Below are 25,483 nucleotides of genomic sequence, written 5' to 3'. Positions count from 1 at the left end.
ATATGGATCATTTTATAAAAGAGATGTTAACTTTTCAAATGCATCCCTGTTAATTATTAGAATACTATAAACACGGATGATTTAATTTTAGCAGGAAACCAAATGATTGTTGCCTCAGGATTTATGTTTGAAGAAGCAATCACTGAGTTACAAGAACAGTATCCAGAGATTAAGTTTGTTATGATTGACGGAGCACCAACAACAGTTTCTGAAAATTCAGTTGGGATTTGTTTTGCTGAACAGGAAGCAGGCTTTTTAGCAGGTATTGTTGCCGCATTACAGACACAAAGTGGTAAAGTAGGATTTATTGGTGGAATGAAAAGTAGTTCAATTGAGAGATTTGGTTATGGATATGTAGCCGGTGTTGCTTATGCGAATCAACATCTAGGAACAGATGCTGAAGTTGCGGATTATGTTTATAATGGAACATTTGATGATGTAGCTGGCGGACAAGCACAAGCGGGAAGTATGTATGATAAAGGCATCGATATTATTTTTACAGCAGCAGGACGCGTGGGGAATGGTGTCATTACAGAAGCAAAAACTCGTTCAGAGGATTCAGAAAATGTTTATGTTATTGGTGTAGATATTGATCAATATGAACTTGGAAAAATGCCAAATGGAGAGTCAGTTATTTTAACATCAGCCATTAAACGTGTCGATAACGCGTCTTATGATAAAGTGAAGGAATTTATGAATGGAACGTTCCAAGGTGGAGAAGTGATCACCATGAATGCTCAAAATAATGGAGTAGGGTTGCCAGAAAACAATCCGAATCTAACAGAAGAAACGCAAGCGTTAGCAGAGGAAATATTAGAAAACATTAAACTTGGAAATTTAAGTGTTCCATCGACGGAAGAAGAAATAAATGTATTTTTAAGTGAAATGGAATATGAGGGACCAACTATTGATTTTTAAAATTTAACCAAAAGAGTGCGCTTTTAAAAGTGCACTCTTTTTCTATCATGAAAAACTTAGAAAGATTAAGTAAGAATTTTAAAAATAGATCATTCATATGAAAATTAATGAAACTAGCGATAGATGTTTACAAAATTCAACAGAAATTTCAAACAAGTAATTTACATGAATTAAAAATTTTGTTAAACTATAGTTGTAGTAATTATGAGGAGGCCATACAGATTATGAAAAAGAAACTTTCGATGTTAACGGTTGCTGTTGCAGCAACATTCGGATTAGTTGCTTGTGGAACAAGTGAGAATAATGATTCAACAAAAGTTAAAGTTGGGATGATGACAGACTCTGGAACAATCGACGATAAGTCATTTAACCAAGGGACTTGGAACGGGATTAAACGTTATGAATCAGAAAAGGGAACAATTGTTTCTCAATATATTCAACCAACAGGTGAATCAACACAAGATTATTTAGAAGCGGCGAACAATTTAATTGCAGCAGGAAATGAAATGATCGTTGCTCCAGGATTCAAGTTTGAGGAAGCGATTGGTCAATTACAATCTGAAAATCCAGATTTAAAATTCGTTATTATTGATGGTCAACCAATTGTTGGTTATGAGGGAACTGGAGATAATAAAATTGCTATTTACGAAGAAGCTGAGAATACAGTATCTATTTACTTTGCTGAGCAAGAAGCAGGATTTTTAGCGGGAGTTGCGGCAGCACTTGAAACAAAAACAGGAAAAGTTGGATTTATTGGTGGGGTGATTCTTCCGGCCGTACAAAAATTTGGATATGGTTTCGTTATGGGAGTTGCCTATGCAAATGAAAAATTAGGAACAACAGTTGAAGTTGCTGATTACTTATACAACGGAACATTCAACGATGTAGCAGGTGGACAAGCACAAGCTGGTGGAATGTACGATAAAGGAATCGACGTTATTTTCGTTGCTGCAGGTGGAGTAGGAAATGGTGTTATTTCTGAAGCTAAACAACGCGCTGAAGCAGGTGAAGAGGTTTACGTAATCGGAGTTGACGTCGATCAATACGATGAGGGAATTATTTCTGATGGAAGCTCAGTTATTTTAACATCAGCAATTAAACGTATTGATAATGCAGCTTACGATAAAATTGATGAGTTAGTAAATGGTGAGTTTGTTGGTGGACAAGTTATTACAATGGATTCAAAAAATGACGGAGTTGGATTACCAGAAGAAAACCCTAACCTTTCTGAAGATACACAAAAAGAAGTAGATAACGTTTTTGCATTAATTAAAGAAGGAACGCTTGTCATTCCAACGGAATTAGCAGATGTTGAAAAAATGTTAGAAGAGTTAAACTTTGACGCAAGTCATTTAAATTTAGAAGGAAAATAATTGTTTCTTTCACAGAAAATACGCGAGTAAAACTTGCGTATTTTTTTTATTCTTTCTGATCAAGTGCTACTGTCGTTGAGAATGCGTCCTCATTTAATCACAACGTTAAAATTCAAGTATTAATCTTAATTCCTGAGAAACAAGGGGAAATCGCTCATTTATAAAAATTTAAAAATTTCATCACACGTCATTAAAAGATAGTTTTGTATATTTTTTGAAAAAATAGATATCTTTTTACAAAATTCGCTATTTATAGTTGATAATCGCGTTTAAATTATCCTATAATAGATAAGAATGGGGATAAAATAATGATTTCCCTATACTCTAAAAAAGAATACTCTAATATAAAACGATTCAAACATCCCGAAATGACACAAGAATCAAAAGGTAAAGAGGACATTACATTAATTGCAGAAAGGGGTAAAACTATGGAATATGTTATTGAGATGCTCAATATTACAAAAGAATTTCCAGGGATTAAAGCTAACGATGATATTACCTTACAAGTTGAACCAGGAGAAATTCATGCCCTTTTAGGAGAAAACGGTGCTGGAAAGTCGACGCTAATGAGTGTCTTATTCGGACTTTATCAACCAGATGGAGGATGCATTAAAGTACGAGGAAAAGAAGTGAAAATAACGGATCCCAACGTCGCAACAGATTTAAAAATTGGGATGGTTCATCAGCACTTTAAGCTAGTTCATAACTTTACAGTAACGGAAAATATTATTTTAGGAAATGAACCTAAACTATTTGGTGGACGTATTAATATTAAGCAAGCAGCTAAGCGTGTCGCTGAATTATCAGAACGTTATAATTTACACGTTGATCCATATGCGAAAATTGAAGATATTTCAGTTGGGATGCAACAACGTGTCGAAATTTTAAAGATGTTATATCGTGATGCTGATATCTTAATTTTCGATGAGCCAACAGCCGTATTAACACCACAAGAAATTGAACATTTAATGAAAATTATGAAGCAATTAACGGCTGAAGGAAAATCAATCATTATTATTACTCATAAATTAAAAGAAATTAAAGCGGTGGCTAAACACTGTACGATCATTCGCAAAGGAAAAGGAATCGGAACGGTTGTCGTTGACGAGGTAACGGAGCAGGATTTAGCGGATTTAATGGTTGGACGTAAAGTTACGTTTAAATTAGACAAAGAAGAAGCTAAAACGGGGGCACCAGTTTTAGAAGTTGAAAATTTATGTGTTAAAAATAATCGTGGGGTTGACGCCTTAAAACAACTCTCATTAACTGTACGTGAAGGTGAAATTTTAGGGGTTGCTGGAATTGAAGGAAATGGACAAACAGAATTAATTGAAGCCATTACCGGATTAAAACCAGCAGATAGTGGAACGGTTAAGCTTGCGGGTGTTGATATTAGCAAAATGTCAGTTCGTAAACGAACAGAAGAAGGAATTGGCCATATTCCTGAAGACCGTCATAAGCACGGATTAGTTTTAGAGTATTCATTAGAAGACAATTTTATTTTACAAACGTATTATCAAAAACCATTTAGCCAACACGGTATTTTAAATCGTAAAGCCATTCGTGAACAATCAGAAACGTTAATTGAACGTTTTGATGTTCGTAGTGGTCAAGGAAGTATCACAACGACGCGCAGCATGTCTGGAGGTAATCAACAAAAGGCTATTATTGCTCGTGAAGTGGTACGCTCACCTAAATTATTAATTGCTGCTCAACCAACGCGTGGATTAGACGTTGGAGCCATTGAGTATGTTCATCGTGAATTAATTGCTGAACGTGATAAAGGTCGCGGTGTATTATTAATTTCATTAGAATTAGATGAAATCTTAAATGTCTCGGATCGTATCGCCGTTATTTATGAAGGAGAAATTGTTGGAATTGTCGAAACAGCTAAGACAAATGAACAAGAGATCGGATTATTAATGGCAGGTGCCGGACGTGAAAGAGGTGAGCAGTAATGAAAAAAATTAATTTTAATTTATCAGATGATGCTGTTCAAAAGAAGTTATCGCCTTTTGCATCAGTTATTTTAGGATTTATGGTTGGGTTTGTTGTTTTATTTTTATTAGGATATAACCCAATTGAAGGATTTAGCTACTTATTCCAAGGTGGATTTAAAGGAATTTTATCAGGTAACTTTAAACAGTTTGGAAATGGTTTATTACAAATGACACCACTGATTTTAACAGGTCTGTCTGTTGCCTTTGCATTTAGAACAGGACTTTTTAACATCGGTGTTCCGGGACAAATGTTAGTGGGTGGATTTGCCGCTGTTTATTTAGGGGTTACGTTAGATTTACCACGTATCGCTCATTTAGTTGTTGTTGTGATCGGAGCCATGATTGCTGGTGGAGTTTGGGCCGTTGTACCAGGGCTTTTAAAAGCGAAATTTAAAATTCATGAAGTTGTAACATCAATTATGATGAATTATATTGCGCTTTGGGGTGTACAATATGCTGTTAAAGTGTTAATCCCAGGAAAATATTCAACAGAATCGGCAACAATTTTAGAAACTGCTTCTTTAAAAACAGAATGGATGACGTCATTCTTTAGTGGATCAGCGGTTAACTTAGGATTAATTTTAGCGATTTTAGCTTGTTTTGCCATCTGGTTCGTTTTAGAAAAAACGACGTTTGGTTATGAGTTGAAAGCGGTTGGATATAATCAAGATGCTGCTCACTATGCCGGAATGAAGGTGACTCGAAATATTATCCTTTCAATGATTATTGCTGGGGTATTAGCAGGGCTAGCCGGAGCAACATTTTATGTAGGATACACAAATCACATTAAAGTTGGCGTGTTGCCAACGCAAGGTTATGATGGAATTGCCGTGGCGTTACTTGGGTTAAACACACCAATTGGTGTTTTCTTATCAGCTGCTTTATTTGGATTTATGAAAGTTGGTGGGGCATTTATGCAAGCCATGAGTAATATTCCAAGTGAGTTAATTGATATCATTATTTCAACGATTATCTATTTCTCAGCGATTTCTTTATTAATCCAAAGCTTCTTTAAAAAAGTAGCTTCTAAGAAAAAAGATGGAGGTGTGAAATAATGTGGGATTTTTTAGTTTCAATGATGCCATATGCCTTAGCCTTCACAGCTCCAATGTTAGTGACGGCATTAGGTGGATTATTTAGTGAACGCAGTGGAGTTGTCAACATTGGTTTAGAAGGATTAATGATTGTCGGAAGCTTCACGACAGCGTTCTTTATTAATCAATTTTATGCAGGACAAGATTCAATTATTTGGATTGGAATTTTACTAGGTGGTCTTGCGGGATGTGCTTTCTCATTACTACATGCATATGCAAGTATTAATTTAAAAGCGGATCAAGTTATTTCAGGAACAGCGTTAAACTTATTAGCACCTGCTTTAACCATTTTCTTAGCACGTACGTTAACAGGATCACAAAACATTAGTATCATTAAAGGTGTGTCTCGATTTGATGCTCCTGTTTTATCAGACATTCCAGTGATCGGTCCACTATTTTTTAGTAAGATGTATTTAACGACGTTTATTGTGTTAGGATTAGTCGTTTTAACATGGTATATTATTTTTAAAACATCATTTGGATTACGTTTACGCGCGTGTGGAGAACATCCTCAAGCAGCGGATTCAATGGGAATTAATGTTTATAAAATGCGTTATTTTGGTGTGTTAGCTTCAGGATTTTTAGCGGGTCTTGGAGGAGCGATTATCATTGTTACGACATCGAATGAATTTAATGGTTCAGTAGCGGGACTTGGATTCTTAGCTTTAGCGGCATTAATTTTTGGAAAATGGAATCCTTGGTCAGTGTTATTTGCTTCATTTTTCTTTGGATTTATGAAAACATTAGGACAATTAGCATTAATCAACGATACATTAAAATCGTTTGAAATTCCGATGGAGTTTTATAATGCCTTACCATACATCATGACAATTATTGCCTTAATGATTTTCAGTCGTAATATTGTCGGTCCAAAAGCGGCTGGAGAACCTTACGATAAAGGAAAACGTTAATTAAAAGAAGACAGTTTAGCTGTCTTCTTTTTTTACCTGATAAGCGCGGTGTCGAAAATCCTCAAGCATTGCTTATCTTGAACTTTTTGCTTATAATAAAGAATAGAACATCATGTTCATGCACGATACTATATTAAACTTGCTTGTCAATGATGCGGTCTGTTAGACGTTAAAGAGATATAAAGTAATATTGGAGGTTCAATGAATGAATTTAAATAAAGGAAAAAAAGTGATTGTTGGGATGTCAGGTGGTGTCGATTCATCGGTTGCTGCTTATTTATTAAAAGAACAAGGCTATGAAGTCGAAGGGGTGTTCATGAGAAACTGGGATAGTGCGGCTAACTCAGATATTTTAGGAAATCCAACGGTCAATGACGATGTTTGCCCTCAAGAAGTGGATTATATGGATGCAAAAGCGGTAGCGGATCAGTTAGGAATCCCACTTCACCGAGTGGACTTTGTACAAGAATATTGGGATCGCGTGTTTATGTATTTCTTAGATGAATACAAAGCAGGACGTACGCCAAACCCGGATATTATGTGTAATAAAGAAGTTAAGTTCAAAGCCTTTTTAGATTATGCGATGAATTTAGGTTGTGATTATATTGCGATGGGGCACTATGCACGCGTTGAACACGGTGAAGAAGTAAAAATGTTACGTGGTGTGGATAACAATAAAGATCAAACGTATTTCTTAAGTCAATTAACTCAAGCTCAATTAAGTAAAACGTTATTCCCAGTCGGTGAATTACAAAAATCAGAAGTTCGTGAGATTGCACAGAAAATGGACTTAGCCACAGCGAAAAAGAAAGATTCAACAGGTGTATGTTTCATTGGGGAACGTAACTTCACGCAATTTTTACAAAACTACTTACCCGCTCAACCCGGGAAAATGCAAACGTTAGATGGCGAAGTAATGGGTGAGCATATCGGATTAATGTATTATACGATTGGTCAACGAAAAGGATTAGGAATTGGTGGTCAAGGAGACGCTTGGTTTGTGATCGGAAAAAATCTAAAAGAAAACATTTTATATGTTGGACAAGGATTTGATCATGACTATGTGTATGCCGATGAAGCGCACGTTTCAAATGTGAACTGGATTCCAACCGATAAATTTACAGGAACCATGACATGTACCGCGAAATTCCGTTATCGTCAACCAGATGTTAACGTCGAGTTAGAATGGATGGATGATGAGACGTTAAACGTTCGCATGTTAGAACCTGTTCGTGCGGTGACACCAGGACAAGCGGCTGTCTTTTATTTAGGTGATGTTTGTTTAGGTGGAGGTCGTATTGAAGCAGCCTTCAAAGATGGAGAGCGTCGAATGTATTAAGAGAGGATGAAAAGTGAATGGGAGAAGCCAGTTATATTCAAGGGATATTTTTAGATCATATATTTTTTAATGAGGACAACGGCTTCTCTATTGGAACAGTCTTAGTGACCGAACATCAATGCAACGAAGAACAGTTTAAAAAAGCCTATAAAACGGTGGATGAAAAAGTCGTTGATCAGTTAGGATTAGATTCAAGTGAGACGCATTATAAAATGACCGTTTCTGGATATTTTCCGAAGTTAGTTCCTCAAAAAAATTATCGTTTTACCGGTCAGCTCATTGAGCATCCGAAGTATGGGTGGCAATTTCAAGCGAACGCTTATGATAGTGTGAGTGTTCGTGGAAAGTCTTCGCTCGTCCATTATTTAAGCAGTGATATTTTTGAAGGCATTGGACAAAAAACAGCGGAACGAATTGTTGAGACATTAGGTGAAAATGCAGTTGATGTCATTTTGCGAAATCGACAATCGTTAGACGAAGTGCCGAAGTTATCAAAAAAGCTCGCGGATAAATTGTATGCCACGCTGGTTGATCAGCAAGGAACGGAGCAAGTGTTAGCTCCTCTTTATGGATACGATTTAAGTCCGCGCCTTGTCATGAAAATTTTCAAAAAATATCAATATCAAGCCCTTGAAATGATTCAAGAAAATCCGTATCGACTCATTGATGATATTGAAGGCATTGGTTTTATTAAAGCAGATGAACTGGCTAAACGATTAGGTGTTTCAAATGATGATCCTCGTCGAATTCGTGCGGCTTTGCTTTATGTTATTGACCAAATTGCCATTCAAAAAGGACACACCTATGTTTATCATAAGCAACTCTTACAAAGTGCCTTACAGTACTTAAATCAAAAATCAAATCAACTTTTAGATTATTCTCAAATTGAAGGACAGATTGAAGAATTAATCAAAAAGAAAAAGATTTATATAGAGGGAGACTTTTTGTTTATCCCGCTTCTTGTTAATAGTGAAAAAGGAATTGCACAGTCCATTCTTAGACTTCAAGAAGAAGTATCTAAAAGTGAGACAGACATTCAAGATTCACTCAATCATCTAAAAGAAGAACTTGCGATTAACTACTCACCCGAACAAGAAGAGGCGATTAAAATGGCCTTGACCCAACCGGTAAGTATTATTACAGGTGGACCAGGAACGGGGAAAACAACGGTTGTTCAAGGGATTTTAAAAGCTTATGCGCATCTTCATAACGTCACACTAGACCCTAACAAATACGCCACGTCAGAAAAACCATTTCCAATTGCATTAGCGGCTCCGACGGGTCGAGCGGCTAAACGAATGACTGAAACGACAGGTCTTAAAGCATCAACCATCCATCGATTGCTTGGATATGGTGTGGATGGTGTGTTTCAACATGATGAGTTTTCTCAGTTAGAGTATGATTTGATTATCATTGATGAAAGTTCAATGCTTGATACGTTACTTGCGTATCAGTTGTTTCAAAGTATTAAAACAGGGGCTCAAGTCATTTTAGTTGGTGATGATAATCAGCTTCCATCGGTGGGTCCCGGGCAAGTGCTAAAAGATTTAATTGAAAGTCACGCCATCCCACTCACTCGATTGTTAACCGTTCATCGTCAAGCGCAAGATTCATCGATTATTTCTTTAGCTCATGCCGTTAAAAATCATCAGTTACCACCGGATCTGCGAGAGAAAAAGCCCGATCGTTTATATGTCGAGTCTTCACATCAAAAAATTCCGGCGTATTTAAAACAAATTGTAAGCAACGCTATTTCAAAAGGATATACCGCGAATGATGTGCAAGTTCTTGTACCAATGTATCGTGGTGATTGTGGAATTGATAGCTTAAACTTAATGCTTCAAGAGATTTTTAATCCGCCTGATGAGGAAAATAAGCGTGAAATGGTCTTTGGCCAACGTGTCTTTCGGATTGGAGATAAAGTGTTACAGCTGGCTAATCAACCTGAAACAGGTGTCATGAACGGTGATGTAGGAGAAGTCATTGGGATTTCTTATAAGAATGAAAATGAGGATAAGGAAGAAAAACTGATTGCTTGTTTTGACACGAAAGAAGTCACGTATAAAAAAGGTGACCTTCAAAATTTGACCCATGCTTATTGTGTATCGGTTCATAAATCACAAGGGTCTGAATATCCAATTGTTATTTTACCAATGACCCATGCTTATCATGTCATGCTTCAAAAAAAATTAATTTATACGGCGATTACACGCGCTAAAAAATCACTCATTATTATTGGCGAGTATTCGGCGTTTGATAAAGGCGTGAAAAATGAAGGAGAAGAACGTCAAACAACGTTAAGGCTTCGTTTTGATCTTCAAAAAGAACAAACGTTAAAAGAAAATCCATTTGCCGATTACTTTAAAGAACATGACATTCCTTTTGATTACTTAGATGAAGAGCAATTAGAAGGCATCACACCGTATGATTTTATGGATTAAAAAGGATGTTTAACTTTGCTGTCATTTAGTCATAAAAAAATCAAAATCACCCAAACTAAAACTATCATGTTTAAGTGAGGTGAATGAGATGAAAAAGATGATGTTATTAGTGTTATTTTTAGTGGCACTAGTCGTTACTTTAATGTATTACGATGATCCACATTATTATCAAAAAGGAATGCATCGACAAATGAAAAAATATCGCAAACAAATGTGCCATTGGCAAGATTACATTCATGATATGATGCCGTTTTAATAAAAACTCTCTCGAAAGAGAGAGTTTTTATTATTTGATTTAGCATTTTGTCTAAATCTTTCATCAAATCCAAAAAAAAGCTTGAAACTAGCCGTTAAAATAGATAAAATAGAGTCGAATAGTAAAATGTTGATAGAAGAAAGTAGAGATTTGAAGTTTCACAGAGAGGGATTTCTAGGCTGAGATAAATCCTAACGAAAAATACTCGAAAGCTACTTCTTGAGTGTAGGTAAAACCTATCGGTGAGCGCCGTTATTGCTGTTGAGTGTTATTTTTTCATCATGAAAAAATAAAATTAAGGTGGTACCGCGTTCAATTCGTCCTTATTTCGTAAGGGCTTTTTTTATACTCAAAGAGACTTAATCTTAAAAAGAGGTGACAAAAGATGAAATACATGACAGGTTCAGAAATTCGATCAATGTATTTAAACTTCTTTAAATCAAAAGGGCATATGATCGAACCAGGTGCACCATTAGTTCCTGTAAATGATCCAACGTTATTATGGATTAATAGTGGAGTTGCGGCCTTAAAAAAATATTTCGATGGACGTGAAATTCCGAAAAACCCACGTATTACAAATGCTCAAAAATCGATTCGTACGAATGACATTGAAAATGTAGGGAAAACAGCCCGCCACCATACATTCTTTGAAATGTTAGGAAACTTCTCAATTGGAGATTACTTCCGTGAAGAAGCGGTTACTTGGGGATGGGAATTATTAACTTCACCTGAGTGGTTTGGATTTGATAAAGAGTTATTATATGTAACCATTTATCCAAATGACCAAGAAACATATGATTTATGGATTAAATTAGGTGTTAAACCAGATCATATCGTTAAACTGGAATATAACTTCTGGGAAATTGGAGAAGGACCATGTGGACCTAACACAGAAATCTTCTTTGACCGTGGAACAAAATACGATCCTGAAAACATTGGAATCCGCTTATTAGAAGAAGATATTGAAAATGATCGCTACATTGAAATTTGGAATATCGTTTTCTCTCAATTTAATTCAAAAGAAGGATTAGATCGCAGTGAATATCCATTACTTCCAAATAAAAATATAGATACTGGAATGGGTCTTGAGCGTATGGCTTGTGTGTTACAAGGAGTAGAAACAAACTTCGATACAGACTTATTTATGCCAATCATTAAAAAGACAGAAGAAATTTCAGGTGTTCGCTATACAGAGGAAACAGGTGTTGCCTTTAAAGTGATTGCAGACCACGTTCGTACAGTAACATTTGCAGTAGCAGATGGGGCTTTATTATCAAACGAAGGTCGTGGATACGTGTTACGTCGTTTACTACGTCGTGCGGTTCGCTATGGTAAAAACTTAGGAATTGATCGTGCGTTTATGTATGAATTAGTTCCAGTCGTTGCAGATATCATGAAAGATTACTATCCATATGTTTGCGATAAAGTTGAATTAGTTCAAAAAGTCATTAAGTCAGAAGAAGATCGTTTCCGTCAAACATTAACGGATGGAGAAAAAATCTTAACAGAATTAATGGCTAAGAGTGAAACAAAAACAATCAACGGAAAAGATGCGTTCATGTTATACGATACTTATGGATTCCCATATGAGTTAACATTAGAATATGCTGAAGAATCTGGATTTACAGTGGATAAAGAAGGATTCGATGCTGAAATGGAAGCACAACGTGAACGTGCGCGTAATGCACGTGAAGACGTGGCTAGTATGCAATCACAAAACGAAGCTTTAATGAACTTTAAAGACGCATCAACGTTTGTTGGATACAATGAGTTAACAGCAACTGGAAAAGCCATTTTCTTATTAAAAGATGGAGAAATGGTTGAGTCATTAACAGGTGAAGGTCAAGTTATTTTAGATGTCACACCATTTTATGCAGAAAGTGGAGGACAAGTAGCTGATACAGGATCAATGACAACTCCTCATGCAACGATTGAAGTATTAGATGTCATTAAAGCACCTAATGGACAACATTTACATACGGTAAACGTTCATGGAACATTATCGTTAAATGATGAAGTTACATCATCAGTGACAGTCAATAGTCGTTTAGCGTTAACGAAAAATCATACGGCTACGCATTTATTACACCAAGCGTTAAAAGATGTGATTGGTGAGCATGCAAACCAAGCAGGATCATTAGTTTCAGCTGAACGTTTACGTTTTGACTTTACAAATATGCAAGGATTAACGCACGAAGAGTTACAACGTATCGAAACAATCGTGAATGAAAAAATTTGGGCATCACTTGCAGTTGAAACGTTTGAAAAAACAATTGACGAAGCTAAAGAAATGGGAGCCATGGCTTTATTTAGCGAAAAGTATGGAGATACGGTTCGCGTCGTTAAGGCAGGTGAGTATAGCATCGAGTTATGTGGAGGATGCCACGTTTCAAATACATCTGAAATTGGATTATTCAAAATCGTGTCTGAATCAGGAATTGGAGCTGGAACACGCCGTATCGAGGCTGTAACAGGACAAGCCGCTTATGAATACATGAATACGTTTATTAATCGTTTCGCGGCTGTAGCTGAGACATTAAAAACAAAGCCAGCTTTACTAGAAGAGCGTGTGGAAGGTGTCTTAGACGAGTTAAAAGAAGCACATCGTGAAAATGAATCATTAAAATCTAAATTATCGCATTTAAAAATGAAGGAAATTGTCAATAATACACATGAAGTGAATGGGTTCACTGTATTAACGGCAAACTTAGTAGATGTGGATATGAATCATTTACGTCAAATGGTAGATGAATTCAAACAACAATTAACATCTGCAGTGATTGTTTTAGCAAGTGCAGTTGATGGCAAAGTCGCAATCTCTTGTGGTGTGACAAGTGATTATGTGAAACAAGGTGTTCATGCCGGTAAGATTGTTAAAGAAGTAGCAAGCATTTGTGGCGGAGGCGGAGGCGGACGTCCAGATATGGCGCAAGCCGGAGCTAAAGATGCAAGCAAAATCAATGAAGCTCTTCAAAACGTTGATGAATGGTTAAAAAATAATTTATAGTTCTTTTCATCCTTTTAACAATATTGTAAAATAGAGTTAATGACTATTTATGGGTGGTGAGTTGCATGATGTCAAATCATACTATGATGCTAGACGACGCGCTGCAAAGCAAGTTAAGTCCAAATGAAACTGTTGAAGTCATTTTAACAGATGTGTTTGATGCATTAGAAACAAAAGGATATAACCCAATTAATCAAGTCGTTGGATACTTGATTTCAGGAGATCCCGCTTATATTTCAAGCTATCAAGGGGCAAGAAATAAAATCCAACAAATTGAACGTGATGAAATTATTGAAGTCTTATTAGAAAAGTTTGTTGAAACTAAAAAATGAAAACACTTGGATTAGACTTAGGAACACGTACACTAGGGATTGCGATTAGCGATGCCCTAGGTATGATGGCTCACGGAGTCGAAACGTTCCGCTTTGAAGAGAATCATTATAAAAAAGCAATTCAACACGTTCAGCAACTAGTCAAAACACAACACGTTTCAAAAATTGTTTTAGGATTACCTAAAAATATGAATGGATCAATCGGAGAACGTGGACAAGTGACACAAGATTTTGCCAAAAAATTAGAAGAAGCGACGAATGTTCCTATAATTTTATGGGATGAGCGCCTAACAACCATGCAGGTTGAGCGCGTTTTAATTCAAGCTGATGTTAGCCGTAATAAAAGAAAAAAAGTTGTCGATAAAATGGCAGCAACAATCATTTTACAAAGCTACTTAGATTCAAATCAAGCACGTTCATTCGTGTAAAATAAAACAAGAGGTGTTAATCATGTTAGACGAAAATCAATTAACAGTTATCGACGAAAATGGAAATGAATTATTATGTGAAATCTTATTCACATTCGATTCAGATGATTACAATAAATCATATGTTGTTTATTATCCAGCTGGAGCAGAGCACGAAGATGAAGATGGAAACGTAGATTTACACGTTTCAGCTTACGTTCCGACTGAAAACAACGAAGGTGGAGAATTATTACCAGTTGAAACAGATGCAGAGTGGGATATGATCGAAGAAGTCATTAACACATTCTTAGCTGACGAAGAAGCTGAAGGTGAAGAATAATTCATAAGTAACAGTGCAAGAGTGAACCTTTAAGGTGCATTTTTGCACTGTTTATTTTAGAGGTGAAGTTCATGAAGAAAATGATGAAAAACATAATGATCATCATCTTAGTCGGAATCTTGGCCGCTGGTGGTTACGGATATTATCTTTATCAAGAGACGATGAATCCGATAAATCCTCAAGATGAAACAGTGATCAATTATAAAATCGAGCTTGGTTCTACAACTAAAAAAGTGAATCAACAATTAGCTGAATTAGGACTCATTGATCATCCTAAAGTCGCGGATTTAATTGTTCGATTTAAGGGGTGGTCACATATTCAAGCCGGTGAATATGCCTTATCTCCTTCCTTAAGTTTAGAACAAATCTATGAAAAGTTTGAAACGGGCGATGTTATTGAACCTAATATGGTTAAAGTGACCATTCCTGAAGGTTATGACTTAGAATATATTGCAGCCGCGATGTCACCTTTAGTCAACTTAACTGCTGAAGATTTGTTAGCAGAGTGGAGTCGCAAAGACTACTTAGAGCAGTTAATTGATGAGTATTGGTTTTTAACGGATGATATTTTACAAGAAGGCATTAAATACCCACTTGAAGGATATATTTATCCGATTACTTATGCATTTGCTGAAGGCGTGTACACGGTTGATGAGTTAACGCATCAATTATTAGATTTAACAGAAAGTAAGCTGAATCAAGTCCGTGAGTTATTTGATCAAAGCGAGTTAAGCATTCATGAAGTCATGGCATTAGCTTCTGTTATTGAAGGAGAAACACAGCGCATAGAAGAGATGCCGACTGTGGCGGGTGTCTTTTTAAATCGAATTCATTCAGGAATGTATTTACAAAGTGATATGACGGTTTTATATGCTTTAGGGGAACATGCGGTTCGTGTGACGGAAGCGATGACGAAAGTGGAGTCGCCTTATAATACATACGTGACACAAGGAATTCCAATTGGCCCTGTCAGCAGCCCAACATTAGATGCCGTTAAAGCTGTGTTACAACCAGAGCAGCATGAGTATGTGTACTTTATTGCAGACATGTTTAGTTGTGTGGATGGAAAAACACATTTTTTCAAAACATACGAAGAACACATGGCATTTTATCGCGAGCACTTGCTTCCATCTTATGAGGCAGGAACGAGCGTTTGTAAGTAACAATAAGGTGGTAAAGAAATGAACGAACAATTATTAGAGTTAATGAGTCGTTTTAAGACGATCATTCATGATGATCTTTCATTAGAAATGAAGCAATACGCAGAAGAATTTGATGTGCCAATTATTCAAGATCAAGGACTTGAATTAATGCTTCAATTATTACGCATTAAACAACCCAAAGCGATTTTAGAAATAGGAACAGCCATTGGCTATTCTTCACTTATGATGGCTAGACATTTACCTCATGCACAAATTGTGAGTATTGAACGTGATACTAAACGTTATCAAGAAGCAGTCGCGTATCATGAACGTTCATCGATTCAAGATCAAGTAACGTTAATTGAGGCAGATGCACTCGAAATCGCAAATGAAGAGTTACCCATTCAAAAATATGATGTTATTTTCATTGACGCTGCAAAGGCTCAATATCAAAAGTTTTTTGAAAAATATGAGTCGTTATTAAATGAAGATGGAATGATTATTAGTGACAACTTAATTTTCCATGGTCATATTTTTGATAATAATCAAAAGCAAAGTCGTAATTTAAAGCAATTAGTTCGTAAAATTAACCGATATAATGACTGGTTAGCGAATCATCCAGACTACGACACACTATTACTTCCAATTGGTGATGGGGTAGCGATTAGCTTAAAGAAAACAATTAAATAAAAATGAAACCATCGTTAGTTCGCTAACGATGGTTTTTGTCGTTTGAGGACAAATGACGACCTTTAAAAAGGACATTATTTGACAAAAATCGATAATTTTGTTATATGTGGAATCTAAGCGAGTGGTCATCACTCGTGATAAAAAATTAACAAGTCTAGTTGACTAAAAGATTTGAGTGAATGTCAGAATGTTTTGATGATGAATTGAGGTAAGATTATCAATAAAAAAGATCGATTGATTTTGAAAAATAGAGACCCCTGGGTGATAGGCTGTTAAGTTATCATTGTTTTGATAGAATAACTTAAAGTTCAAGTAAGTATTAAAGAGTGATGAAAAGTCAAATAGACTTTGTCATACACCTTATTAAGTTAAAGTCTTATCGTTATGACATTTAAATGAATTGAAAAGTTTTATAATAAAGGAGATGCGATTAAGCAGATGAAAGTAGAAAATAACATGTTTAAGACTATTTTAGAGTCTTCTCAAACAGGATTCGTCGTTTTTGATGAACAGCTAAATGTTCTTTATGTTAATCCATATATGGAAAGTTTAAGTCATGAATCGTGTCCACTGTTAACTCATTTATGGACATCTCAGACTAATTTTTGTTTAGATGTTACGTGTTGTCAATGCTGTGATGAGCAGATGTGTGATGTGTTACACGTGCTAAAAGAAGTAGCTTGTGATAAAAAACGTCGATCATTAAATCATTTTTTAGTTGATACTAAAACAAGTCAGCGTCGCTTAAATGGCTCAGTTCAGTGGCTAGATGGCCATGTGGTGATGGAACTTCAAGACATAACTTGTAATCATCAGTCATCGAATTTAATTGAAAATCTTTTAGATAGTATCGATGAATTACTGTGCTATAAAGATGAACAGTTAAAATATCAATATATTAATAAAGCTTATGCTCAATTTTTAGGCAAAAGTAAGGAAGAGGTCTTAAATCTAACCGATCACGAGCTACTATCACCTGAATTAGCGATGCACTGTATCAATAGTGATTTATTAACGTTACAAAATGGAGAGGTGATTACTTACGAAGAGGCAGGGGATGTCGTTTATAAAGTGAGAAAGTTAAAATATAAAAAAGGCATATTCTTTGTCGGTAAAGATGTGACGAAGGAGCATTATTATGGAAAACTAGCCTACGTCGATCAGTTGACAGGTGTGTATAATCGCCATAAATTCATGGAAGACATTTCATCAATCTATCGTTTGGAAAATAAAAACTGTTATCTTGGAATTATTGATTTAGATGGACTTAGAGACTTGAATAACACGTATGGACATCATAAGGGAGATTCTTATCTAGCAACATTAGGACGACTTTTGCAACGTATTTTTAAAGAGGTTAGTTATCGAATCGGTGGAGATGAATTTGCAATATTACTGACAGAAGAAGAATCGAAGTTGCAAAATCAAATTAATCAGTTATTTGATGAACTCAAACAGTTAAATTTACAGCCACAACTCACGATTAGTATGGGGGTTCGAACATTTGACTGCTCATTAAGTTATGAAGAAAATTATGAAAAAACGGATCAATTATTATATCGTGTGAAACAAGCGGGTAAAAATCATGTGATTTATGACATTTAATCAACATTAAATACTAAAAGTAATGAATAAAAACCCTAGTATATAATAAAAAAACAGTGATTGACCTGAGTTTAATGAAAAAAAGAATAAAGAAATGGTTTTTTGATAAAAAAGCACTTCTCTTATCCATAATAAATAAGAAAAGAAGCATCTCATTTAAACGTTTCATAGGTGTTAACATAAAAAATTAAAATAAATTAATCATCATCTTGATTAGGGTGAAAAAATAATTTCATTCATTTAAAATATGTTGAATGATTGAGGATTATCAGAGATTTTAGATAAAAATAAATCAAAATCAGTGCAATTATCTTTCAAGTAGTTTATAATCTTATATTGTCATTATTATAAAGTGAGTTGATAAAATGAAAAAACCAGAATTAGTTGTTACACCTCATGGATTACATGAGATTGAAGCATTAATTGAAGCAGGTGCCGATGCCTTTATTATCGGTGAGGAAAAATTCGGCTTACGCTTGGCTGGTCACTTTAAAATGGACGAGTTACGTCAAGCCGTTGAATTGATTAAAAGACATAATAAAAAAGTATATGTAGCCATTAATGCAATTATGCCAAATGGATTACTAGACGATTTAAAAACATATATTGAAATGCTTAAAGAATTACCGATCGATGCGCTTCGCTTTTCAGACCCAGGGGCTTACATGATTGCAAAAGAAGTCGCACCTGAGATGACGCTTCATTGGAGTAGTGAAACATTAGGAACGAACTATTTTACAGTGAATTATTGGTATGATCGCGGCGTGGTTCGTACGGTATTAGCGCCAGAAATGATGAAAGAGCCTGTAATTGAAACGAAAGAACACTCAAAAGGTGAAGTAGAAATTTTAATTCATGGCGCGATTTGTATGTTCCAATCACGTCGTCATTTAGTGGGGAACTATTTAAAATTCCAAGGACAAGTCGTTGAAACGGTGCAATCACGTGAAGAGGGATTAATGTTATTTGATCCAGAACGAAGCTTATATTATCCAGTTTATGAAGATGAACAAGGAACACATATCTTCAATGGATCAGATGTGTGCATGATTGATGACTTAGCTGATTTTATTGATGCAGGCATTGATAGTTTACGAATCGATGGTGTTTTAAAATCAAGTGATTATTTAATTAATGTCACAAAAGCTTATCGTTTCGCGATCGATTTATGTCTGAATGATCGTGAGAAATATCATCAAGTCGGACGTGCCTTATATAAAAAATTAGAGGAAATTCAACCAACCTCTCGTGGATTAGATCGAGGATTTTTCTATAAACCATCCATTTATAAAAATAAGTAGAGTAGAAGGGAGTACTAGGACATGGCAAGAAAACCAGTATCAGCAATCGTTGATGGCAAACGCATCATCGTAAAAAAACCAGAATTGTTAGCTCCAGCCGGTTCACTTGAAAAATTAAAGATTGCCGTTATGTATGGTGCTGATGCAGTCTTTATTGGTGGACGCGAGTTTGGTTTACGCTCAAATGCCCAAAACTTTTCATTAGATGAAATCCGTGAAGGGGTCGAATTTGCAAAACAATACGGATCAAAAATTTATATTACGACTAACATCATTGCTCACAATGAGAATATGGAAGGGTTAGAAGCGTATTTAAAAGCATTAGGTGAAATTGATGTAGCGGGAATTATTGTTGCAGACCCATTAATCATTGAAACATGTAAACGTGTCGCTCCAAATGTTGAAGTTCATTTAAGTACGCAGCAATCAACAATGAATCATATGGCGGTTAAGTTTTGGCAACAGGAAGGACTTCACCGTGTCGTTTTAGCCCGTGAAACAACAAAAGAAGAAATCAAAGAGATCATGGAAAAAACGGATGTTGAAATTGAGGCCTTCGTTCATGGAGCGATGTGTATTGCGTATTCAGGACGCTGCACGTTATCAAATCATATGACAGCCCGTGACTCAAACCGTGGAGGGTGCTGTCAATCATGTCGTTGGGAATATGATTTAGTTAAAGGTCAAAACGACGAAATGACGTCATTATTTAAAGAAGATGACATTAAGTTTGCCATGAGTCCAAAAGACTTAAACTTATTACGTTCAGTTCCAGAAATGATTGAACTTGGAATTGATAGTTTAAAAATCGAAGGACGAATGAAATCTATTCATTATGTAGCGACAGTTGTTAGCACGTATCGTAAATTAATTGATTTATATTGTGAAGATCCTGATCATTTTGTGTTCAATGAAGACTTATTAGTTGAGTTATCAAAATGTGCAAATCGTGAAACAGCGCCCGCTTTCTTTGAAGGGATTCCATCACATGAAGAGCAAATGTTTAATAATCGTGATGAGCATCCAACACAAGAGTTCATTGGATTAGTTTTAGATTATAATGATGAAACACAAGAAGTGACGTTACAACAACGAAATCATTTCCGTCTGGGAGAACGTGTGGAATTTTTCGGACCAAAGATTGAGACACAAATCATGACGATTAATGAATTGTATGATGAACGAGGAGAAGCACTGGATGTGGCTCGTCATCCAAAACAAATTTTAAAATTCAAAGTTCCGTTTAAGTTATATCCAAATGATATGATGCGTAAACACGTTAAATAAGCAACCATAGCGTTTATTCGCTATGGTTTTTCTTATGAAGAAAAGGAAAAGTGGCAAGCTAATGAGAAGGGTGATTTCTTACTGAATTATTGTTGAATTTTGTAGAAAGATAGTGTATACTTCTTATTTGGAAATCAGACCACTTTAGATGGTATGAGATAAAAGTTTAAATAGCTGTAAACGAGCTATGAAATCATCCCGAAATCTTTTTAGAAAAATTTTTAAAAATGAGGTAGAGAAATATGAATAAACCATTAATTATCGGTGTTGCTGGTGGAACAGCCTCTGGAAAAACAAGTGTATCACGTATTTTATATGATGCCTTCTCAGATCGTACCATTACCTTACTAAGACAAGATGATTACTATAATGATCAAAGTCACATGACAATGGAAGAACGTGTCAAAACGAATTACGATCATCCACTATCAATGGATAATGAATTATTAGTTAAACATTTAAAAAAATTAATGTTAGGTTACTCAATCGAGAAGCCAATTTATGATTATACGCAACATACGCGTAGTGAAGAAACAGAAAAAATAGAGCCAACAAAAATTATTATTGTTGAAGGTTTATTCGTTTTAGAAGATGTAAAAATTCGTGAATTATTAGATATTAAGATCTTTGTTGAGAGTGATGATGATATTCGCTTTATTCGTCGTTTATTACGCGATACAACAGAACGTGGCCGTACGATTGATTCAGTGATTTCACAATACATTGAATCGGTTAAACCGATGCATGAACAATTCGTTGAACCCACTAAAAAATATGCGGACATCATTGTTCCGGATGGAAAAACAAACACGGTAGCTATTGACTTATTAATCACAAAAATTAATAGTATTTTAAATGCTTAATCGATAAAACTATAATCATGCAAGTAAGGCAAACGCCTTACTTTTTATCTCTAATACCTTATTTTTTGTAATTTTTTCGGAAAAATGAATAAATTATGCTAAAAGTGGAAAACTAAATGAAGAGATGTAAAAGAACACCTTAACACTTTTGGTGGATTAATGGCATAATGTTTACTAAATGAATAAGTTCATGTATAATATATAGTTGAAATTATCAATCTTATTGGTTTCAATTGATTCGGAGGAATTTTTGATGAAAGAAAAACAACAACATTTAACCCTTGAAGGGATTAAAAAGTTTCAAGATGAATTAGATCACTTAACGCAAGTGCGTATGGAAGAAATTAAAGTTAAATTACAAGAAGCTCGTGCACAAGGGGACCTTTCAGAAAATGCTGAGTATGATGCAGCACGTGAAGAACAAGCAATGGTCTATGAGCGTATTCAAGAATTACAATACATTTTAAAAAATGCAGTTGTTATTGAATCAGATGAAGATAGCGACGTGATTACTATCGGATCAACAGTAACATTCCGTGAGGAATCAACATCAGAAGACGTAACATATAAAATTGTAGGTAGCGCTGAGGCAAATCCATTTGATGCAAAAATCTCAAATGAATCTCCTATTGCTCAAGCTTTAATGGGTAAACGTCAGGGTGATACAGCAATGGTTTCAACGCCAAAAGGTGTTATTACAGTTGCTATTGTTAATGTTCAATAATTTTGAGCTGCCCATAAGCAGCTCTTTTTCTTTCAAACGAAATAGAAATAAAGGTGGTTAAAACATGACGATTGCAATTATTGGTGCCATGGAAGAAGAAGTCACGTTATTACGTGAAGCAATGACTGTTGAAGAAGTTAAAACCATTGCACATGTTGAATTTACAAAAGGAACATTAAATGATAAAGAAGTTGTTCTATTAAAAAGCGGAATCGGAAAAGTCAATGTTGCGATTGCAACAACGTTATTATTTGAACATTACGATATCGATTATGTGATCAATACAGGATCAGCGGGAGGATTACACCCTCAAGCAAATATCGGAGATGTTGTCGTTTCTAATGGGACGTTATATCATGATGTCGATGTCACAGGATTTAACTATGCTTACGGACAAGTTCCGGGAATGCCTGCTGTTTATGAATCAGACGCTGATTTAATGAAAAAAACAGAAGAAGTATTACAAAAAGCAAATAAAACATATTGGCTAGGGCAAATTGGGACAGGGGATTCATTCATTAATCGTCCTGATCAAATGGAATTCATTAAAACGAACTGTCCATCAGTTGTAGCGACTGAAATGGAAGCAGCTGCGGTGGCACAAGTTTGTCATCATTATGAAAAACCATTTATTATTGTCCGCGCGTTATCAGATATCGCTGGAAAAGAATCACACATTTCCTTTAATGAATTTTTAGCGGTTGCAGCAAAAGAATCTTCACAAATGGTCACAGAATTAGTGGCAATGATCTAATAAGCAAAAACAATCGCAAATTATTTTTGCGATTGTTTTCTTTTTTATGTCAAAACTAAATGAAGAGAGTACATCACTTAGTTTTGATTGGGAGTTAGTAAAAATTCAATAGCTCACTTGATTTAAGACTAAAGATTATCGAGCTAGCTCATACTAAAGGTGATAGAAATGGAGTGATATAGACATGATCGTTGTCTTTGGTGGTTCCTTTAATCCCCCAACGATTGCACATGATCAGATTGCTAAACATATTTTAAAGCAAACAGATTGTGAACAGTTTTTCTTTTTACCTGTTGGGGACCAATATCCTAAGAAAGGTTTAATTTCATCACATCATCGAGTGAATATGTTAAACCTTGTTTGTAAACAGCTACCACATGCATCCGTTTCAATGATTGAAGTCGAAGCAGATCGCGTCTTAACAAGTTTTGAGACATTAAGCATCATGAAAAAACAGTATCCAACTCAAGACATTGCATTTGTGATTGGGGCCGATAATTTAAAAGATTTACCTAACTGGGTTCAATACGAGCAATTAATTCAACAGTTTAAAATCATCGTCTTTAGACGAGATGATATTGACGTTGATCAGATTATAAAAACACAATTTGGGCTTTATTACGATCAATTCATTGTCTTAAATTCATTTGGAAAAATGGACGTGTCATCAACGATGTATCGTGAAAATTTAAATCGATCAGACCTTGTTTTAGCGTGTGTCGATCAGTATGTTAAAGAACATCAATTGTATGGAAGAGGTGAGTAATTCATGTATCATAACGGATTTTTAAAAGTGGCGACCTCATCACCTAAAGTGACGGTTGGCGACCCAATGGCTAATGTAGAAGTCATGTTAAAAGCTTTACAAGTAGCACAAGATCATGAAGCAGGAATTTTAGTTTTCCCAGAACTTTCGATTTGTGGTTATACGTGTGGTGATTTATTATTTCAAACGTATTTATTACAAGATGTAAATGAAGCCATTAAAACATTACTAGAAAATAACCCATTTGATGGTGTTTTAACAGTTGGAGCACCTATTTCTATTCAAAGAAATTTATATAACTGTGCCATTGTCATTCAGAAAAATCAAATCTTAGGGATTATTCCAAAACGCTACTTACCTAATGATATGGAGTTTTATGAAGAACGTTGGTTCACACGTGGTTATGAGATTGTTAAACATTATGATGAAATTGAATTTTTAGGACGTAAAGTTCCATTTGGTGATTTAATTTTTGAAAACAATGAACATAATGTTTCATTTGGAGTGGAAATTTGTCAAGATTTATGGGTCCCATCTTCACCTAGTCAACGATTAGCCTTAAATGGGGCAGATATTATCTTAAATTTATCAACAAGTAATGAAGTTTATCAAAAAAATCACTTAAGACGTGATTTAGTTCGTATTCAAAGCTTGAAATTAGTAGCGGGTTATATCTACTGTTCATCAGGTGTTTATGAATCAACAACAGATGGTGTCTTTGGTGGTCATAGTATGGTTTCCCAAAATGGAACCTTACTTGCGGAGTCGAATATTTTTTCTCGTGAAGAGTTAAATGTGATGTTTGCTGATTTAGATATTTCAAAAATTCAATTTGATCGTCGTCGTTCCTCATCGTTTAGACAAAGTGCTGAAGATAATATGACGTATCTTAAACATGTAACGTTTGAGTTAGTTAACTGTCCAACTTACAAGTTTGAGCAATCGATTGATCCAACGCCATTTGTTCCTAAAAAAGAGGAAAAAGAAGCATTTGAAGAAATGATGAATATTCAAATGGCAGGTCTTGCTAAACGAATGGAACACACGAAGGCTCAAACCCTTTTAATTGGGGTTTCAGGTGGATTAGATTCAACATTAGCTTTATTGTTAGCGGCTAAAACGTTTGATTTAATCCATATGCCTCGTCAAAATATTATTGCTTATACAATTCGCGGATTTGGAACGTCTAATCGTACGAATACAAATGCCAATCAATTAATGAAAACATTAGGAGTAACTCATCATGATATTGACTTACGTGAATCCGTATTAGCTCATTTTGAAACGATTGGTCATGATCCAAATGTCGTTGATATTACGTATGAAAATGCTCAAGCTCGTGAACGTACGAATATTTTAATGAACTTAGCCAATAAGATGAATGGTCTAGTATTAGGAACGGGGAATATGTCTGAGTTAGCACTTGGATGGTGTACGTATAATGGCGATCAAATGTCAAATTATGCAATTAACGCAGGAATTCCTAAAACATTAGTTAAATTTATGGTGAAACAATTCATGTTACGTGAAACGAAAAATTTAACAACTAATGAGGAAGATGCTCAATTACTTCAATATACATTAGGTGATATTTTAGATACCCCTATTTCACCAGAATTAATTAATACGGAACAACATACAGAAGAGATCATTGGAAAATACGAAGTGCACGATTTTATTTTATATCACATGTTAAACAACGGTGATACAGAAGATCGTATCTATGCGTTAATGAAAGAAGCGTTTAAGGGAGAGTTTGAAGAAGAAAAATTATTAGAGTATTTACAAATCTTTTTCCGTCGTTTTTACTCCCAGCAATTTAAACGTTCAGCGATGCCAGATGGACCAAAAGTGTTGGATGTTTCACTCTCACCACGAACAGACTGGCGTATGCCGTCTGATGCAAGCTATCGCAATCGTTTATAACATGACA

General features: G+C 35.3%; 22 protein-coding genes and 1 other annotated feature. All 22 genes read left to right on the top strand.

The genetic code is table 11. The features are described from left to right. Positions 1–102: 102 nt before the first annotated feature. The gene (locus JRC48_RS04265; protein ID WP_235070625.1) at positions 103–918 is read left to right on the top strand and encodes a BMP family protein; all 816 of its coding nucleotides are present in this window, start codon (positions 103–105) and stop codon (positions 916–918) included. 224 nt (positions 919–1,142) lie between these two features. After that, positions 1,143–2,291 carry a BMP family protein gene (locus JRC48_RS04260; protein ID WP_235070624.1) on the top strand — a complete coding sequence of 383 codons (1,149 nt, stop codon included), beginning with the start codon at positions 1,143–1,145 and terminating at the stop codon, positions 2,289–2,291. 428 nt (positions 2,292–2,719) lie between these two features. After that, complete coding sequence (locus JRC48_RS04255; protein WP_235070623.1) at positions 2,720–4,249, top strand: ABC transporter ATP-binding protein; 1,530 nt, start codon at positions 2,720–2,722, stop codon at positions 4,247–4,249. Next, on the top strand, positions 4,249–5,346 hold the full coding sequence (locus JRC48_RS04250; RefSeq protein WP_235070622.1) for an ABC transporter permease: 1,098 nt from the start codon (positions 4,249–4,251) through the stop codon (positions 5,344–5,346). Before JRC48_RS04255 ends, JRC48_RS04250 begins: the two co-directional genes overlap by 1 nt. After that, positions 5,346–6,296, top strand: a complete 951-nt coding sequence (locus JRC48_RS04245; protein WP_235070621.1) for an ABC transporter permease — start codon at positions 5,346–5,348, stop codon at positions 6,294–6,296. Before JRC48_RS04250 ends, JRC48_RS04245 begins: the two co-directional genes overlap by 1 nt. A gap of 205 nt (positions 6,297–6,501) precedes the next feature. Next, entirely contained in the window at positions 6,502–7,635 is a 1,134-nt protein-coding gene (mnmA, locus tag JRC48_RS04240) for a tRNA 2-thiouridine(34) synthase MnmA (protein ID WP_235070620.1), read from the top strand. A gap of 17 nt (positions 7,636–7,652) precedes the next feature. Further along, on the top strand, positions 7,653–10,076 hold the full coding sequence (locus JRC48_RS04235; RefSeq protein WP_235070619.1) for an ATP-dependent RecD-like DNA helicase: 2,424 nt from the start codon (positions 7,653–7,655) through the stop codon (positions 10,074–10,076). 88 nt (positions 10,077–10,164) lie between these two features. Beyond that, positions 10,165–10,332: a hypothetical protein gene (locus JRC48_RS04230; protein ID WP_235070618.1), complete on the top strand. Its 168-nt coding sequence runs from the start codon at positions 10,165–10,167 to the stop codon at positions 10,330–10,332. A gap of 120 nt (positions 10,333–10,452) precedes the next feature. Continuing rightward, positions 10,453–10,660 (top strand) — a binding site (T-box leader). Between the two features lie 57 nt (positions 10,661–10,717). After that, entirely contained in the window at positions 10,718–13,339 is a 2,622-nt protein-coding gene (gene alaS, locus JRC48_RS04225; protein WP_235070617.1) for an alanine--tRNA ligase, read from the top strand. 86 nt (positions 13,340–13,425) lie between these two features. Beyond that, positions 13,426–13,671 (top strand): IreB family regulatory phosphoprotein, encoded by a 246-nt coding sequence (locus JRC48_RS04220; RefSeq protein ID WP_235070987.1) that lies wholly within the window; start codon positions 13,426–13,428, stop codon positions 13,669–13,671. Then, positions 13,668–14,099 (top strand): Holliday junction resolvase RuvX, encoded by a 432-nt coding sequence (ruvX, locus tag JRC48_RS04215; RefSeq protein WP_235070616.1) that lies wholly within the window; start codon positions 13,668–13,670, stop codon positions 14,097–14,099. The genes JRC48_RS04220 and ruvX overlap by 4 nt, the downstream gene beginning before the upstream one ends. Before the next feature lie 22 nt (positions 14,100–14,121). After that, positions 14,122–14,418 carry a DUF1292 domain-containing protein gene (locus JRC48_RS04210; protein ID WP_235070615.1) on the top strand — a complete coding sequence of 99 codons (297 nt, stop codon included), beginning with the start codon at positions 14,122–14,124 and terminating at the stop codon, positions 14,416–14,418. Between the two features lie 71 nt (positions 14,419–14,489). Next, positions 14,490–15,581 (top strand): endolytic transglycosylase MltG, encoded by a 1,092-nt coding sequence (gene mltG, locus JRC48_RS04205; protein WP_235070614.1) that lies wholly within the window; start codon positions 14,490–14,492, stop codon positions 15,579–15,581. Positions 15,582–15,599: 18 nt separating this feature from the next. Then, complete coding sequence (locus JRC48_RS04200) at positions 15,600–16,250, top strand: O-methyltransferase (protein WP_235070613.1); 651 nt, start codon at positions 15,600–15,602, stop codon at positions 16,248–16,250. Positions 16,251–16,688: 438 nt separating this feature from the next. Next, entirely contained in the window at positions 16,689–17,855 is a 1,167-nt protein-coding gene (locus JRC48_RS04195) for a sensor domain-containing diguanylate cyclase (protein WP_235070612.1), read from the top strand. A gap of 365 nt (positions 17,856–18,220) precedes the next feature. Beyond that, the gene (locus JRC48_RS04190; protein ID WP_235070611.1) at positions 18,221–19,156 is read left to right on the top strand and encodes a peptidase U32 family protein; all 936 of its coding nucleotides are present in this window, start codon (positions 18,221–18,223) and stop codon (positions 19,154–19,156) included. A 21-nt stretch (positions 19,157–19,177) separates the two neighbouring features. Next, on the top strand, positions 19,178–20,443 hold the full coding sequence (locus JRC48_RS04185; protein WP_235070610.1) for a U32 family peptidase: 1,266 nt from the start codon (positions 19,178–19,180) through the stop codon (positions 20,441–20,443). Between the two features lie 242 nt (positions 20,444–20,685). Then, a complete protein-coding gene (udk, locus tag JRC48_RS04180; RefSeq protein WP_235070609.1) occupies positions 20,686–21,306 on the top strand; it encodes a uridine kinase in 621 nt (206 codons plus the stop codon). Positions 21,307–21,559: 253 nt separating this feature from the next. Next, positions 21,560–22,030 (top strand): transcription elongation factor GreA, encoded by a 471-nt coding sequence (gene greA / locus JRC48_RS04175; RefSeq protein ID WP_235070608.1) that lies wholly within the window; start codon positions 21,560–21,562, stop codon positions 22,028–22,030. Positions 22,031–22,094: 64 nt separating this feature from the next. After that, positions 22,095–22,784 (top strand): 5'-methylthioadenosine/S-adenosylhomocysteine nucleosidase, encoded by a 690-nt coding sequence (gene mtnN / locus JRC48_RS04170; protein WP_235070607.1) that lies wholly within the window; start codon positions 22,095–22,097, stop codon positions 22,782–22,784. A gap of 184 nt (positions 22,785–22,968) precedes the next feature. Beyond that, complete coding sequence (gene nadD, locus JRC48_RS04165; RefSeq protein ID WP_235070606.1) at positions 22,969–23,550, top strand: nicotinate (nicotinamide) nucleotide adenylyltransferase; 582 nt, start codon at positions 22,969–22,971, stop codon at positions 23,548–23,550. A gap of 3 nt (positions 23,551–23,553) precedes the next feature. Beyond that, complete coding sequence (locus JRC48_RS04160) at positions 23,554–25,476, top strand: NAD(+) synthase (RefSeq protein WP_235070605.1); 1,923 nt, start codon at positions 23,554–23,556, stop codon at positions 25,474–25,476. Positions 25,477–25,483 lie beyond the last annotated feature (7 nt).

The sequence above is a fragment of the Turicibacter sp. TJ11 genome, from assembly GCF_021497505.1.
Taxonomy (GTDB): domain Bacteria; phylum Bacillota_I; class Bacilli_A; order MOL361; family Turicibacteraceae; genus Turicibacter.
This window is presented reverse-complemented; position numbering and strand designations above follow the sequence as displayed.